Origin of the sequence: Ornithinimicrobium sp. F0845, from assembly GCF_023015765.1 — a bacterium.
In the GTDB taxonomy this organism is placed as follows: Bacteria; Actinomycetota; Actinomycetes; order Actinomycetales; family Dermatophilaceae; genus Ornithinicoccus.
In genome coordinates, this window is record NZ_JALKAL010000002.1 from 351,212 (window position 1) to 363,762 (window position 12,551).

13 protein-coding genes are annotated in these 12,551 nt (G+C 71.5%); 4 read left to right on the forward strand and 9 right to left on the reverse strand.

What is annotated here, in order from left to right:
• Window positions 1–15 precede the first annotated feature (15 nt).
• On the forward strand, window positions 16–876 hold the full coding sequence (locus tag MWU75_RS20205) for a DNA-formamidopyrimidine glycosylase family protein (protein ID WP_247088614.1): 861 nt from the start codon (window positions 16–18) through the stop codon (window positions 874–876).
• Between the two features lie 71 nt (window positions 877–947).
• Window positions 948–1,292, forward strand: coding sequence for a hypothetical protein (locus tag MWU75_RS04900; RefSeq protein ID WP_247088616.1), 345 nt, complete (start codon window positions 948–950; stop codon window positions 1,290–1,292).
• A 14-nt stretch (window positions 1,293–1,306) separates the two neighbouring features.
• Here MWU75_RS04900 and MWU75_RS04905 read toward each other — a convergent pair whose 3' ends face one another.
• The 9 genes from MWU75_RS04905 to MWU75_RS04945 all read right to left on the reverse strand — a co-directional run bounded on the left by MWU75_RS04905 (window position 1,307) and on the right by MWU75_RS04945 (window position 10,832).
• A complete protein-coding gene (locus MWU75_RS04905; protein ID WP_247088617.1) occupies window positions 1,307–1,693 on the reverse strand; it encodes a VOC family protein in 387 nt (128 codons plus the stop codon).
• A 270-nt stretch (window positions 1,694–1,963) separates the two neighbouring features.
• Entirely contained in the window at window positions 1,964–2,308 is a 345-nt protein-coding gene (locus MWU75_RS04910) for a helix-turn-helix transcriptional regulator (RefSeq protein WP_281496799.1), read from the reverse strand.
• Between the two features lie 86 nt (window positions 2,309–2,394).
• Window positions 2,395–2,922 (reverse strand): nicotinamide-nucleotide amidohydrolase family protein, encoded by a 528-nt coding sequence (locus MWU75_RS04915; RefSeq protein ID WP_247088618.1) that lies wholly within the window; start codon window positions 2,920–2,922, stop codon window positions 2,395–2,397.
• A 26-nt stretch (window positions 2,923–2,948) separates the two neighbouring features.
• Window positions 2,949–3,548, reverse strand: a complete 600-nt coding sequence (pgsA, locus tag MWU75_RS04920) for a CDP-diacylglycerol--glycerol-3-phosphate 3-phosphatidyltransferase (RefSeq protein ID WP_247088619.1) — start codon at window positions 3,546–3,548, stop codon at window positions 2,949–2,951.
• 4 nt (window positions 3,549–3,552) lie between these two features.
• On the reverse strand, window positions 3,553–5,022 hold the full coding sequence (gene rimO / locus MWU75_RS04925; protein WP_247088864.1) for a 30S ribosomal protein S12 methylthiotransferase RimO: 1,470 nt from the start codon (window positions 5,020–5,022) through the stop codon (window positions 3,553–3,555).
• Window positions 5,023–5,180: 158 nt separating this feature from the next.
• Entirely contained in the window at window positions 5,181–6,170 is a 990-nt protein-coding gene (locus MWU75_RS04930) for a putative sulfate exporter family transporter (protein WP_247088620.1), read from the reverse strand.
• A gap of 29 nt (window positions 6,171–6,199) precedes the next feature.
• The gene (locus MWU75_RS04935; protein WP_247088621.1) at window positions 6,200–6,904 is read right to left on the reverse strand and encodes an ion channel; all 705 of its coding nucleotides are present in this window, start codon (window positions 6,902–6,904) and stop codon (window positions 6,200–6,202) included.
• 11 nt (window positions 6,905–6,915) lie between these two features.
• Window positions 6,916–9,498 carry a DNA translocase FtsK gene (locus tag MWU75_RS04940; RefSeq protein ID WP_247088622.1) on the reverse strand — a complete coding sequence of 861 codons (2,583 nt, stop codon included), beginning with the start codon at window positions 9,496–9,498 and terminating at the stop codon, window positions 6,916–6,918.
• 404 nt (window positions 9,499–9,902) lie between these two features.
• Window positions 9,903–10,832, reverse strand: coding sequence for an endonuclease/exonuclease/phosphatase family protein (locus tag MWU75_RS04945; protein ID WP_247088624.1), 930 nt, complete (start codon window positions 10,830–10,832; stop codon window positions 9,903–9,905).
• Window positions 10,833–10,953: 121 nt separating this feature from the next.
• On the opposite strand from MWU75_RS04945, the gene MWU75_RS04950 reads away from it, so the two are divergent.
• Window positions 10,954–11,643 (forward strand): SatD family protein, encoded by a 690-nt coding sequence (locus tag MWU75_RS04950; protein ID WP_247088626.1) that lies wholly within the window; start codon window positions 10,954–10,956, stop codon window positions 11,641–11,643.
• Window positions 11,640–12,500 (forward strand): hypothetical protein, encoded by an 861-nt coding sequence (locus MWU75_RS04955; protein WP_247088628.1) that lies wholly within the window; start codon window positions 11,640–11,642, stop codon window positions 12,498–12,500. Before MWU75_RS04950 ends, MWU75_RS04955 begins: the two co-directional genes overlap by 4 nt.
• Window positions 12,501–12,551: the final 51 nt, after the last annotated feature.

The window sequence follows — 12,551 nt, forward strand, 5'->3', positions numbered from 1 at the left end:
GAGGGAGAGGCCGCTGTGCCCGAGGGTGACGCCGTCTGGCGCACCGCCCGGAGACTGCACGAGGCGCTGGCCGGCCAGGTGCTCGTCGGCTCCGACCTGCGCGTCCCGGCACTGGCCACGAGCGACCTGGCCAGACGGCATACCCTCGAGGTCGTCCCGCGCGGCAAGCACCTGCTGCACCGGCTCGAGGACGGAGTCACGCTGCACAGCCACCTGCGCATGGACGGGTCCTGGCACGTCCTGCGTCGGACGACGACCGCGGGTGACCGTCCCCGCTCGCCGCGCACCGAACGGCACACCGTCCGGGCCCTGGTGTGGACCGAGTCGGTCGTGGCCGTCGGCGACAGCCTGGGGATGCTCGACCTGGTGGAGACAGCCCACGAGGCACGGGTCGTCGGGCACCTCGGGCCGGACCTGCTCGACCGCGACTTCGACCGCGGTCTGGCGCTGGCCAACCTCATGCGCGATCCGATTGTCGAGGTAGGCCACGCGCTGCTCGACCAGCGCAACCTCGCCGGGATCGGCACGATCTACGCCACCGAGCCGCTGTTCGAACACCGGGTCAGCCCGTGGACGCCGGTCGGCCGCCTCTCGCAGGAGGCACTCGGGGCCGTGGTCGACACGGCACGCCTGTGGATGGTCCGATCGTGCCGGCTCGGCCCGGTGCCCCCAGCGGCAGGGCGCGGTGCGTCGCTCCGCTCGCTCCCGTCCGACGGCTGGCTGCCCTGGGCCTATCGGATCTTCGGTCGGGAGGGGCGGCCGTGTCCGCGGTGCGGCACCACCCTGCGCGCCGACTCCATCGGACAACAGCCCCGCGCACGCCAGATCACCCACTGTCCCCGGTGCCAGATCCGTCCGTCACCCGCCGCCCCGTAGGTGATCCTGTCCCCGGCAGCGGAGCCGGCTCACCGGTTGTCCCGCGGCAGGTCGGACCGCAGACTCGAGGGATGGCAGCCTTCGATCGCAGCACCGTCCGACCGCTCCTCGCCGGAGTCCTGACCGCCAACAGCCTCGGGCACCTGGCCACGGCCGCCGCAGGCAAGGAACACCTCACACCCCTGGCCGGAAGACACTCCGGGCCGATCGTGAACGCCGTCTGGGGCGGGGCCAACCTGCTCGGCGGACTCGTGCTGGCCCGGGCGGCCGCCTCGCCCGGGCGCCGGTGGGGTCGGGAGATCAACGCCTTCGCGGCAGGGGCCACAGGTTTCGCCGCGTGGATGTTTCTGAGTGAGCTGGCCTGGCCCGTGAACACCGGCGAGCAGGCCGCGGCGGTCACCATCGACCCCGAGTGACCCGGGGCCGCGGGTCACGACCGGGGCGCCAGCACCTCGACCCGGTTGCCGAACCCGTCGCGGCAGTGGAAGCGCTCATAGCCCTCGAACGTGAACCGTTCGTCCCAGGACACGTCAAAGCCGTGCTGCGAAATCTGCTGCGCCAGCGCCTCCAGCTCGGTCGTGTCGTCGACGACGACGGCCGGGTGAGCCTTGCGCGCGGGCACGAAGGGGTCCTCGACGCCGACGTGGATCTCGACGGTCACCAGATCGCCCTCGTAGGCCCGGAACCAGCAGCCCCCGCGGCCAGCGAGGTCCGGCGGCTTAGGCACCTCGGTCAGACCGAGCGCGTCGCCGTAGAAGGCGCGGGCTCCGGCCTCCTGACCGCGCGGCATCGAGATCTGGACGTGATGCAGTCGCATGCAACCTCCTCGTTTATCTTGATGTCAAGATAATACCCGTCTCTTGCGCTACCGACCGGCCGGACGCGGACACCCTCATCGCAGTCCCCGACGACTGGCCCGCGCAGCAGGTGGTGGACATCGTCGGCGCAACACTGGCGATGAACGGCATCGACGAGATCCCGCACTGAACCGCGCCAGCGTGAACTGCTGCGAGCGCCACACCATGGGCCCGGTCGGAGGTGGGACGCCCGGTCAGATGCTGAGGGGTGCTGCGGTGGTGCCCGCTGCTCAGGCCGCGGAGCTGATCAGGCGGCGCTTGGTCGACACGACGGTGTCGGGGTGCCGGATCGGCTTGGCCAGACCCTCGGCCAGCATGGAGGTGAGCTGCTGCTCGGCCGTCTCGGCCAGGCTCACCCGGTCTGCGACGTCGGTCAGCATCCGGGACATCGGCAGGTCGAGGGCCTTGCAGATGGAGGCCAGCAGCTCGCTGGAGGCCTCCTTCTCGCCGCGCTCGACCTCACTCAGGTAGCCGAGGGAGACCGAGGCCGAGGCCGAGACCTCACGCAGGGTCCGGCCCTGGTGCTGACGCTCCTCCCGGAGCACGTCGCCCAACTCGCGTCGCAAGAGAACCATGGCCAAACCTCCTCATCCGTCTCCGTCGCTACCTCAACCGTACAACGCCGGGCCGACAGAATACCTCTCGGAGGCGAACCGCCCCCTCACTCCGGTCCCGACAGGGCCTCGATCACCAGCTCCAGGGCGCTCTCCACGGCCTGGCGCCGGACCTGCTCACGCGACCCGTGGAAGGTGAACACCCGGACCAGCCGCACAGATTCCCGGGTCACGGCCACGAAGACCTCTCCGACCGGCTTGCCCTCCGTCGGATCCGGCCCGGCGACCCCCGTGGTCGCCACCCCGACGTCCGCCCCGGCCACCCGGCGCGCCCCGTCGGCCATGTGCAGGGCGGTCTGCTCGGCCACCGTCCCGTGCTCGGCGATCACGTCGGCGGGCACACCCAGGACGCGGATCTTGAGGTCGCTGGAGTATGACGCGATGCCGCCGAACACGACCGAGCTGGCTCCCGGCACCGACGTGAGGGCCGCGCAGACCAGCCCGCCGGTCAGCGACTCGGCGGTGGCGATCGAGGCACCGGCCCTCCGCAGCTCCTCGACGGCCCGTGCCGCACGGGGGTCCACCCGGGCGGCATCCGGCGCGTCCAGCTCGGTCGGGTCCGGCGCACGACCCACGCACGGGTCCTGGCCACCCTGGGCCGTCACGACCCACCACCGGTGGCCCGGCGCAGGCGCAACGCCTGGAAGACGTAGTCGATGCCGGTCACGACGGTGACGACGACGGCGGCGTACATGATCCACAGGCCCAGCGAGTGCAACAACCCGGTCAGCGGCAGGATCAGCAGCAGCAGACCGATCGCCTGGAGCATCGTCTTGAGCTTGCCGCCCTTGCTCGCGGCGATCACGCCCCGACGGATGACCCAGAAGCGCAGCCCGGTGATGCCCAGCTCGCGGACGAGGATGACGACGGTCACCCACCAGGGGAGCTCGCCGAGCGAGGAGAGCCCGATGAGGGCGGACCCCATGAGCGCCTTGTCGGCGATCGGGTCGGCGACCTTGCCGAAGTTGGTGACCAGCTCCCTGCGGCGGGCGAGCTCTCCGTCGAGCCAGTCCGTGAGACTGGCGACCGCGAAGACCACCGCGGCCCACCACCGGTGCGGCTCGGAGTCGCCGGACTGGGTGAGCAGCAGCCACAGGAACAGCGGGACCATGATGATCCGCAGCACGGTCAGGCCGTTGGGCACGTTCCATGCGCTGGCGGTGGGGGCGACCGGCGACGCTGCCGGGTCCGGGCTGGTCACGGTGTCAGACCTCCACCCGTGCGATCAGGTCGACACCCTCGGTGCCCACGACCTCGGCCCGGACGATGTCACCGACGCGCGGGGCCCGGCCGGCGGGCCACCCCACCAGCACGGTCGAGCCGTCGACGTCTGGCCCCTGCTGCTCGGCGCGGCCGGTGACGACGACGTCGGCGTCATCTCCCTCGGGCTCGTCGATCTCCTCGACGAGCACACTGACCCGCTCCCCCACGCGATCCAGCGCCCGCTGGGCGGTCAGCTGCTCGACCAGCCCGGTCACCAGGGCCACCCGCTCGTTGATGACCTCAGGGGCCAACTTGCCGTCATAGGTCTCGGCCTCGGTGCCGTCCTCGTCGCTGTAGCCGAAGACCCCGACCACGTCGAGCTCGGCCTCCTCCAGGAAGGAGGTCAGCTCGGCCAGGTCTTCCTCGGTCTCGCCGGGAAAGCCGACGATGACGTTGGAGCGGATGCCGGCCTGCGGCAGGCGTTGCCGGACCGTCCGGAGCAGGGACAGGAAGGACTGCCGGTCGCCGAACCGGCGCATCCGGCGCAGCAGTGGCCCGGAGGCGTGCTGGAAGGAGATGTCGAAGTATGGCGTCACGCCAGGGGTCTGTGCCATCACCTCGAGCAGCTCGGGCCGGATCTCGGCCGGTTGCAGGTAGGAGACCCGGACCCGGTCGATGCCCTCGACCGCAGCGAGCTCGGGCAGCAGCTGCTCCAGGAGCCGGAGGTCGCCCAGGTCCTTGCCGTAGGACGTGGTGTTCTCACTGACCAGGAAGACCTCGCGGACCCCGCGCTCGCCCAGCCAGCGAGCCTCGTCGAGGATCTCGTGCGGGCGGCGGGAGACGAACGAGCCGCGGAACATCGGGATCGCGCAGAAGGCGCAGCGGCGGTCACAGCCCGAGGCGATCTTCAGTGGTGCCCACGGTCGACCGTCCAGGCGCGCCCGCACCACGGGTGGTCCGGACGGGGTGGCCAGGGCGTCCGTGCCCTGGGAGTTGGTGCTGATGAAGTCGGTCGGAGCGATCTGCTGGTGTCCGGGCAGAGCGACACCGGCGCTGCCGTCCTGGCGCGCGGCGGGAGCGATCGGCAGCAGGGTGCGCCGGTCCCGCGGGGTGTGGGAGACCGGCTTGTGACCATCCAGGATGGCCTGCAGCTGGCTCGACATGTCCCGGTAGGAGTCGAACCCGAGCACGGCGTCGGCCTCGGGCAGCTGGTCGGCCAGCTGCTCGCCGTAGCGCTCGGCCAGGCACCCCACCGCCACGACGGCCCGGGTGCGGCCGGTCTGCTTGAGATCACCCGCCTCGAGCAGCGCGTCGATGGAGTCCTTCTTGGCCTGCGCGACGAAGCCGCAGGTGTTGACGACGGCCACGTCCGCCTCGGCGGCGTCCTCGACGAGGGACCAGCCGCCGGCGGTGAGCCGACCGGCCAGCTCCTCGGAGTCGACCTCGTTGCGCGAGCAGCCCAGGGTCACCATCGCCACCGTCCGGTGCGGCGAGGCCTGGTGGGGAGACGGGTCGCCCGTGCCCCGGGTGGCCACGCCGCTCACGCTCATGAACCCAACCTTATGCGAGGGCGGATCCGCGGCTGCTCCACCACGCCTTGCCTGCCGGCATCGGCACGCCGCCCGCGGCCTCACCAGTGCCCGGTGAGCCGCATCAGCAGCAGGCTGCTCACCGCCACCAGCACCCAGAGGAGCCCACCGAGCGCGAGGGGCCGCCAGCCCGCCTCGCGCACGGCACGCACCGGCGTGCCCAGTCCGATCGCCGTCAGGGCGACCGTGGTCAGGTAGGCAGCGAGCTGTCGCACCGGGTCGCTCCACCCCTCGGGGACCAGCCCCGCGGAGTTGACCGCCGCGGCGACGAGGAAGAGGACCAGGAACGGGGGGATGAGCTGTGTCCATCGCGGGCGCCCGTGCGTCGAGCCCTCCCGCCGGGCACGCGCGACCGAGTGCCCCACCGCGATCGGGATGATCATGAGGGTCCGGGTGAGCTTGACGACCACGGCGGTCGAGGTCGCCACGGCACCGTAGACCGTGGCTGCCGCGACCACCGAGGAGGTGTCGTTGATCGCCGTGCCGGCCCAGAGCCCGAAGCCTTCCTGGGACAGCCCCAACGCGTGACCGGCCAGCGGGAAGATGAGCACCGCGAGGGCGTTGTAGGCGAAGATCACGGCGACCGACACGGCCACGGCCACCCCTGTGGCGCCGGTGACCGCGCTGACCGTCGCGATCGCCGATGCCCCGCAGATGCCGGTGCCGACGGTGACCAGCGTGCGGATCTGCTCGGGCACGCCCAGCCACCGCCCGATGACTGCCCCCGCGATGAGCGCCAGGGCCAGGGTGCCGAGCATCACCGGCAGCGTCTCCCACCCGATCCTGGCGACCTGCCCGAGGGAGAGCCGGAGACCGAGCAGCACCACCGCGGCCTGCAGCACCTTCTTGGCCGCGAAGGCGGTGCCGGGGGCCAGGGCGGGCCGCTCGCCGAGGGCGGCGCCCGCCACGACGCCGAGGAGTATGCCGAACACCGGGCCGCCCACGACCGGCACCTGGGCACCGAGCAGGTGGGCGATGAGGCCGAGACCGGCCGCGACCGACAGGCCGGGGACGAGACCTGCCCTCCTCACCGGTCCACGGAGCCGGCCGGGCGGCCGGGTCACTTGCGGAACTTGACCAGGGTCAGGCCCAGCAGGCGTGCCACGACCAGCGCGATGTAGTTGAGCCCGGCCAGCATCTGGAGCATCAGCACCGAGCGCGCCTGGTTGGCCTCCGGCCCCGGGGTGATGTCGGACAGTCCGGTGTTGGTCAGCGTGGTGAAGGAGAGGAACAGCAGGTCCATCCAGCTCAGCGGACCGTCGTGGCCCGCGTGGAGGTAGGAGTCGGGCCAGATGATCTGCACCACACCGTGGGTGTAGGCGAAGGCCCAGGCCAGCACCGTGAAGCAGGCCCCGGTGGCAAACAGCTCGTCGCGGCTGACCCAGGCGTCGGCGAACATGTAGCGCAGGAGCGAGACCGCTGTGTAGAAGTAGAAGATCGCGTGGAAGATGTAGCTGATCAGATGGATCGTGGTGTTGTCGGGGAAGATCGCCTCGAGCACGGTGAGCACGAAGACGGGTGCACCCAGGGCGATCGCGACCCTCCTGGTGCTGGGGGTCCGGTTGACGGCAGCGACGGCGATCGCCAGGATCACCAGGCCGAAGGCCGACAGCAACGTCCGCCCCAGTCCCCCGGCGTCGGTGAACGGGAAGAGCAGCACGCCGAGCAGCTGCGCGGCGAGCAGCACGCCGGAGGGGTGCTCACGCAGCGCCGTGAGCCAGCGCTGCCACCTGGTCTGGCCCGCGGCCCCTGCGTAGGTGAACACGAGCGGTGACTCTACTCCCGCCCGGTCAGCGCCCAGGCGTCCTCGGAGTCTTCCTCAGCGAGGTCGTAGTCCGCGTCGTCGTCGTCCTCAGCGAGCGGGTCGGCATACTGCTGGCCCCGTGGCGCGGCGGGTGCCCCACCCTCATCCTGGCCGTCCTCGTCGTAGCCGGGGTCCTCGGCATACTCCCGCGGGTCGTCCTCCGCAGACTCCTCGACCTGCTCCGGGGGCTCCTGCCCCTGGAGCAGCGCCAGGGTGACCTCGAGGTCCTCGGGCCTGACGAGGACCTCGCGGGCCTTGCTGCCCTCCGACGGCCCGACGATGCCGCGCGACTCCATCAGGTCCATCAGCCGGCCGGCCTTGGCGAAGCCGACGCGCAGCTTGCGCTGCAGCATCGAGGTCGAGCCGAACTGCGTCGTGATGACCTGCTCGGCGGCCTGGAGCAGCAGATCGAGGTCGTCGCCGATGTCCTCATCGACCTGCTTCTTGGCGGGGGCGGCGGCCACGTCCTCGCGGTAGACGGGCTTGAGCTGTCCGGTGACGTGCTTGACCACGCCCTCGATCTCGGACTCGGCGACCCAGGCGCCCTGCACGCGCATCGGCTTGGACGCCCCCATCGGCAGGAACAGCGCGTCACCCTGGCCGATGAGCTTCTCGGCACCGGGCTGGTCCAGCACCACCCGGCTGTCGGTGACCGAGGAGGTGGCGAAGGCCATGCGGGAGGGCACGTTGGCCTTGATCAGGCCGGTGACCACGTCGACAGAGGGGCGCTGGGTGGCCAGCACCAGGTGGATGCCCGCGGCCCGGGCCAGCTGGGTGATCCGGACGACCGACTCCTCGACGTCCCGGGGGGCGACCATCATCAGGTCGGCCAGTTCGTCGACGACGACCAGCAGGTAGGGGTAGGGCTGCAGCACCCGCTCCGAGCCGGGCGGCGGAGTGGCCTTGCCAGCGCGGACCGCCTTGTTGAAGTCGTCGACGTGCTTGAACCCGAAGGCCGACAGGTCGTCGTAGCGGGTGTCCATCTCCTTGACCACCCAGGCCAGCGCCTCGGCGGCCTTCTTCGGGTTGGTGATGATCGGGGTGATCAGGTGCGGGATGCCCTCGTAGGCCGTGAGCTCGACCCGCTTGGGGTCGACCAGGACCATGCGCACCTCATCGGGGGTGGCGCGCATCAGGACCGAGGTGATCATCGAGTTGATGAAGCTGGACTTGCCCGAGCCCGTGGCACCGGCCACGAGCATGTGCGGCATCTTCGCCAGGTTGGCGATGACGTAGCCGCCCTCGACGTCCTTGCCGACGCCCATCACCATGGGGTGGGTGTTGTTGCGGGCCGCGTTCGAGCGGAGCACGTCACCGAGCGAGACGTTCTCGCGGTCGGTGTTGGGGATCTCGACACCGACCGCGGACTTGCCGGGGATCGGGGAGAGGATGCGCACGTCGGCGGACGCCACGGCGTAGGCGATGTTCTTGGACAGCGCGGTGATCCGCTCGACCTTCACGCCGGGGCCGAGCTCGACCTCGTAGCGGGTCACCGTCGGGCCCCGCATGAAACCGGTGACCTGGGCGTCGACGCCGAAGTCGTCCAGCACCCCGGTGAGGGAGTCGACCACCTGGTCGTTGGCCGCCGACCGTGACTTGTGCGGTGCACCCTCGGTCAGCAGGCCGTTGTCCGGAAGGGTGTAGGTGACGTCACCGGCCAGCATCAGCTGCTCCACCCGCTGGGGCAGCGGCGTGGTCGGCGGGGCCTCCAGGGTCTCCTTGTGCGGGACCGTGCCGGGCTCCGGCCGCTTCTGGCCCGGCCGCAGGATCGGCTGTGTTTCGTTGGGATCGCCGGTCCCCTTCGGAGTTCGGTCCGCGGACCGGCCCGAGGATCCCTTGTCCGTCGCGCCGGCGTCCGCCTCCTCACGCTGCTTGCGTGCGTAGGCCCGGGCGCGCAGGGACTTGGCCGAACCGGGCTGCACCTCGGCGGCCTGCTCGAAGGCCTCGTCCCCCTCCCGGTCCCCCGGCACCTCGCCGCGGCGGCGGCGAGCAGGGCGCGGCCCGGTCTGGTCTGCGTCCTCCTCCTGGTGGGTCTCGAACAGGGCGGCCTCGAAGGCCCGGAGCCGCTGCGGGATCCGGTGCACGGGAGTGGCCGTGATGACGAGCACGCCGAAGAATGCGAGCAGGCTCAGCAGGGCGATGGTGCCGTAGCTGGTGAGAGCGGCGGTGATGGGGCTGGCCACGATGAAGCCGACGATGCCGCCGGCGTTCTGCAGGGCCTCCTGGCCCTCGCTGTAGTCGGGTGCCCCGAGCGCCACGTGGGTCAGGCCGGTGGCCGCCAGGCCCAGGGCCAGGGTGCCGACGGCCATCCGGTTGTTGGACGCGGTGCTCGCCGGGGCCCGCAGCAGTCGGATCGCAAAGAGGAACAGCACGATCGGCAGGGCCAGACCCACCCGCCCGAAGGTGCCGGCCACGACCGCGTGGATCACGTCGCCGAGGGTGCCCTGCAGGTTCCACCACTCACGGATGGCCACGATCACGGCCAGGGCCAGGAGCAGGAAACCCATGCCGTCGCGCCGGTGGCCCTGGTCGGTGTCCTCAGTGCTGGAGCCCATGCTGCGTACCGCTCCTCCGGTCATCGTCGCCATCCCCATCCAGGTCCCTCGAGCCATCCGCCAGGGCAACGGTGGCTGCCCGCTCCGGGGCTTGCGGGTCGAGTTCCTCGAGGCACTCCCGGCCCTGGATCGGCCGGAGCCACCCGTGCCGGCCCGGCCCCGCCCTGGGCTGTTCCGCCCAGCGCTGCCACTGCGACCAGAGGCCTTGGACCCCGAGCGGCCGGCCCCGGCGGACCGGGCGGTCGTGGTGCGCGGACGCGATGAGGACCGCGCACCGGCGGCCTTGCCACCGGATGAGCGTCGGGTCGTCGCACTAGTCGCCACCCTGGCACGGTACTTGACTTTCCCTTGCGTATCACGCGTCACACGCGATGAGGAGCAGATCTTCGTGGTGACCGGTGCGTTCAGCGCAGACGTGCCCACACCGCCCGGTGATCGCTGCCCGTGAGGTCGGCCACCCCGGCATCCTGCACCGCGAAGCCGCGCGCCAGCACGTGGTCCAGCTGGATGAACGGGGGCACGGGCGAGCCCATCGGCCAGGTCCGCACCCAGCCCGCACCCGCCTCCCGGTGCGCGTCGACCATCCCGTCGGACAGTGCGCGGAAAGCGGGGTGCCCCTGGGACGCGTTGAAGTCCCCGGCCAGGACCAGGCGGCCCTCGCGGTGCCCCTCGACCCACGCCTGGAGCGCGGCCAGGTCGTCCCGCCAGCGGTCGGAGGTCGTCAGGAGAGGAGGGGCGGGGTGGACTGCCACCAGTGTCCAGTCCGCGTCCCCGCCGGCACCCTGGACCCGGACCGCGACCTGGGTGAACGTGCCCGCGGGCGGGTCCGGCAGCTCGACGTGCGGTTCTGCGGTCAGCACCAGCGTGCCGCCCGCGTCCTCGCGGACCTGCCCGGAGACGTGCGGGAGCAGGTCGCTCAGCGACCCGTGCGCCACCTGGTCCCCGGTGCGAGCCGTGGCCTCGAGGAGGACGAGGGCGTCGACGTCATACTGCCTGACGAGGGCGACGATCTCGGCCATGCTGCCCTGGCCGTACTCCAGGTTGGCCGCGAGCACGACCGTGTCGGCGGCCGACGGGGGCGGGACCTGCCGCGGCCACAGCCAGGGGAGCGCCCACGCGGCACCGATGACCACGATGGCACCCGAGACCACGGCCAGCACGGGACGTCTGCCCAGGAGGCTGAGCGCGAGGAGCAGGGTCAGGCTCCCCACCGCCAGCGGCAGGACCGACTGCACCGCCGGGACCGGACCGGTCAGGTCGAGGAAGCGCAGGATGATGAGCGCCACGACACTCCCGCACCAGGCCCAGCCGACGACCCCCGCCCACGCGCGCACGCCGCCAGCCTAGTCGTCTACGTCATCAGTTGATCTGGCCTAGTAGCAAGATAATGGATTGCTTTTTGTCCATATCAAGAGAATGGCTTGCTCCCTTGCGCATCTCCCCTAGACTTGACCCATGACCCACCCGGCGGGCGACCGACCGCTCGCGGCACTGCTCGGCGACGTGATCGGCTCCCGCACGGCCGAGGACCGCAAGGCACTGCACGACGCACTCACCACCGCCCTGACGACCGTGAGCGCCGAGGTCACCTCGGTGGATGACCTTCAGGTCACCGCGGGAGACGAGTTCCAGGGCACCTTCGCGACAGTGGGTGAGGCGTTGTATGCCGCGCTCCTGCTCCGGCTGCGCCTCGATCCCGACATCGACATCCGGGTCGGCGTCGGCTGGGGAGGGGTGACCGTGCTGGATGCCGACAACGGCACGCAGGACGGCCCGGCGTGGTGGGCCGCCCGGGCCGCGATCGAGTGGGTTGAGCAGAAGCAGTCGACGACGGGGTTCGAGAGCGTGCGCACGGCCTACCGCCCGGCCCAGGCGACCCCCGACGCCCCCTCGCCTGATGCCTCCGGCCCGACCCCCGGCCCGTCGGCCGAGGCTGTCAACGCCGCGCTGCTCTGTCAGGACCACCTGCTTGGCTTGTTGGATACGCGGTCGAGGCACATCCTGGAGGGGCTCATGCACGGACGGACGCAGGCGAAGCTGGCGGAGGAGCTGGGGCTGACCCGGCAGGCGGTGAACCAGCGCCGCAAGCACGACGGGCTCGCCATCGCCGTCACCTCGGCGGAGAGCCTCCGGAAGGTCACGTGAGCGCCCTCGCGCTCCTGCTCATCGCCGTCGGCCTGGCCGACCTGCTCTCCGCCCGTGACTGGGCCGACACCGGGCTCGGGCAGCGCGTGGGCACGACCCTGGGACTAGCCTCGATCGCTGCCCTGGCCATCCTGGCCGACCTGGACACCTGGGGTGACCTGCTCCTGCTGGCCATCGCCGGCGCCACCACCGGGACCTGGGTCGTGCTGACCCGACGTGCAGTCGAGACCGATCGTGGGGAGGGACTGGCGCTGGGTGCCCTCTCGCTCGGCGTCGCGCTGACGCTCCTGCTCAGCGGGTGGTCCTCGGAGGCTGGTGGGGCGCTCTCCCGGTGGCTGGACTGGACCGGTCTGGGCCCGCTCACGACGGCCGACCCGACCCGGTTCCTGCTCCTGGCCGGGCTCGTGCTGATCCAGCTGTCGACCGGCAACATCGTGGTCCGGCTGGTGCTCGCCCACACCGGCGCGCTGAACCCGCTGGGCGAGCCACAGCCCTCCGACCGGCTCCGCGGGGGGCGACTCCTCGGGCCGATGGAGCGGGTGTTCATCCTCGGTCTGGGGCTCGCCGGTCAGGTGACGGCCGCCAGCATCGTCATCGCCGCCAAGGGCCTGATCCGTTGGCCCGAGCTGCAGCGCGCGAGTCGTGACAGCGAGCGCTGGGAGGCCGCGCACAGCGACACCACGGGCCGGGAGACGACGGGCAGCGACACCGCGGGCCGGGAGACGACGGGCAGCGCGCAGGATCCCGCCACGCAGCGGGCGGCACGCATCGACCAGGTGACCGAGTACTTCCTCATCGGCAGTTTCGTGAGCTGGCTGATCGCGCTCGCCGCGCTGGCCGTGTCCCGCCTCGCCTGAGCAGGGAGACAGGACCGGCCCCACGGCATACCGGAACCAGGCCGGTGGTGC

What these genes read in the sequence shown, in the direction of transcription:
- MWU75_RS04900 (WP_247088616.1), top strand. Translation starts at nt 948, where the DNA reads ATGGCAGCCTTCGATCGCAGCACCGTCCGACCGCTCCTCGCCGGAGTC.
- MWU75_RS04905 (WP_247088617.1), bottom strand. Translation starts at nt 1,693, where the DNA reads ATGCGACTGCATCACGTCCAGATCTCGATGCCGCGCGGTCAGGAGGCC.
- MWU75_RS04910 (WP_281496799.1), bottom strand. Translation starts at nt 2,308, where the DNA reads ATGGTTCTCTTGCGACGCGAGTTGGGCGACGTGCTCCGGGAGGAGCGT.
- rimO (WP_247088864.1), bottom strand. Translation starts at nt 5,022, where the DNA reads ATGGTGACCCTGGGCTGCTCGCGCAACGAGGTCGACTCCGAGGAGCTG.
- MWU75_RS04940 (WP_247088622.1), bottom strand. Translation starts at nt 9,498, where the DNA reads ATGGGCTCCAGCACTGAGGACACCGACCAGGGCCACCGGCGCGACGGC.
- MWU75_RS04950 (WP_247088626.1), top strand. Translation starts at nt 10,954, where the DNA reads ATGACCCACCCGGCGGGCGACCGACCGCTCGCGGCACTGCTCGGCGAC.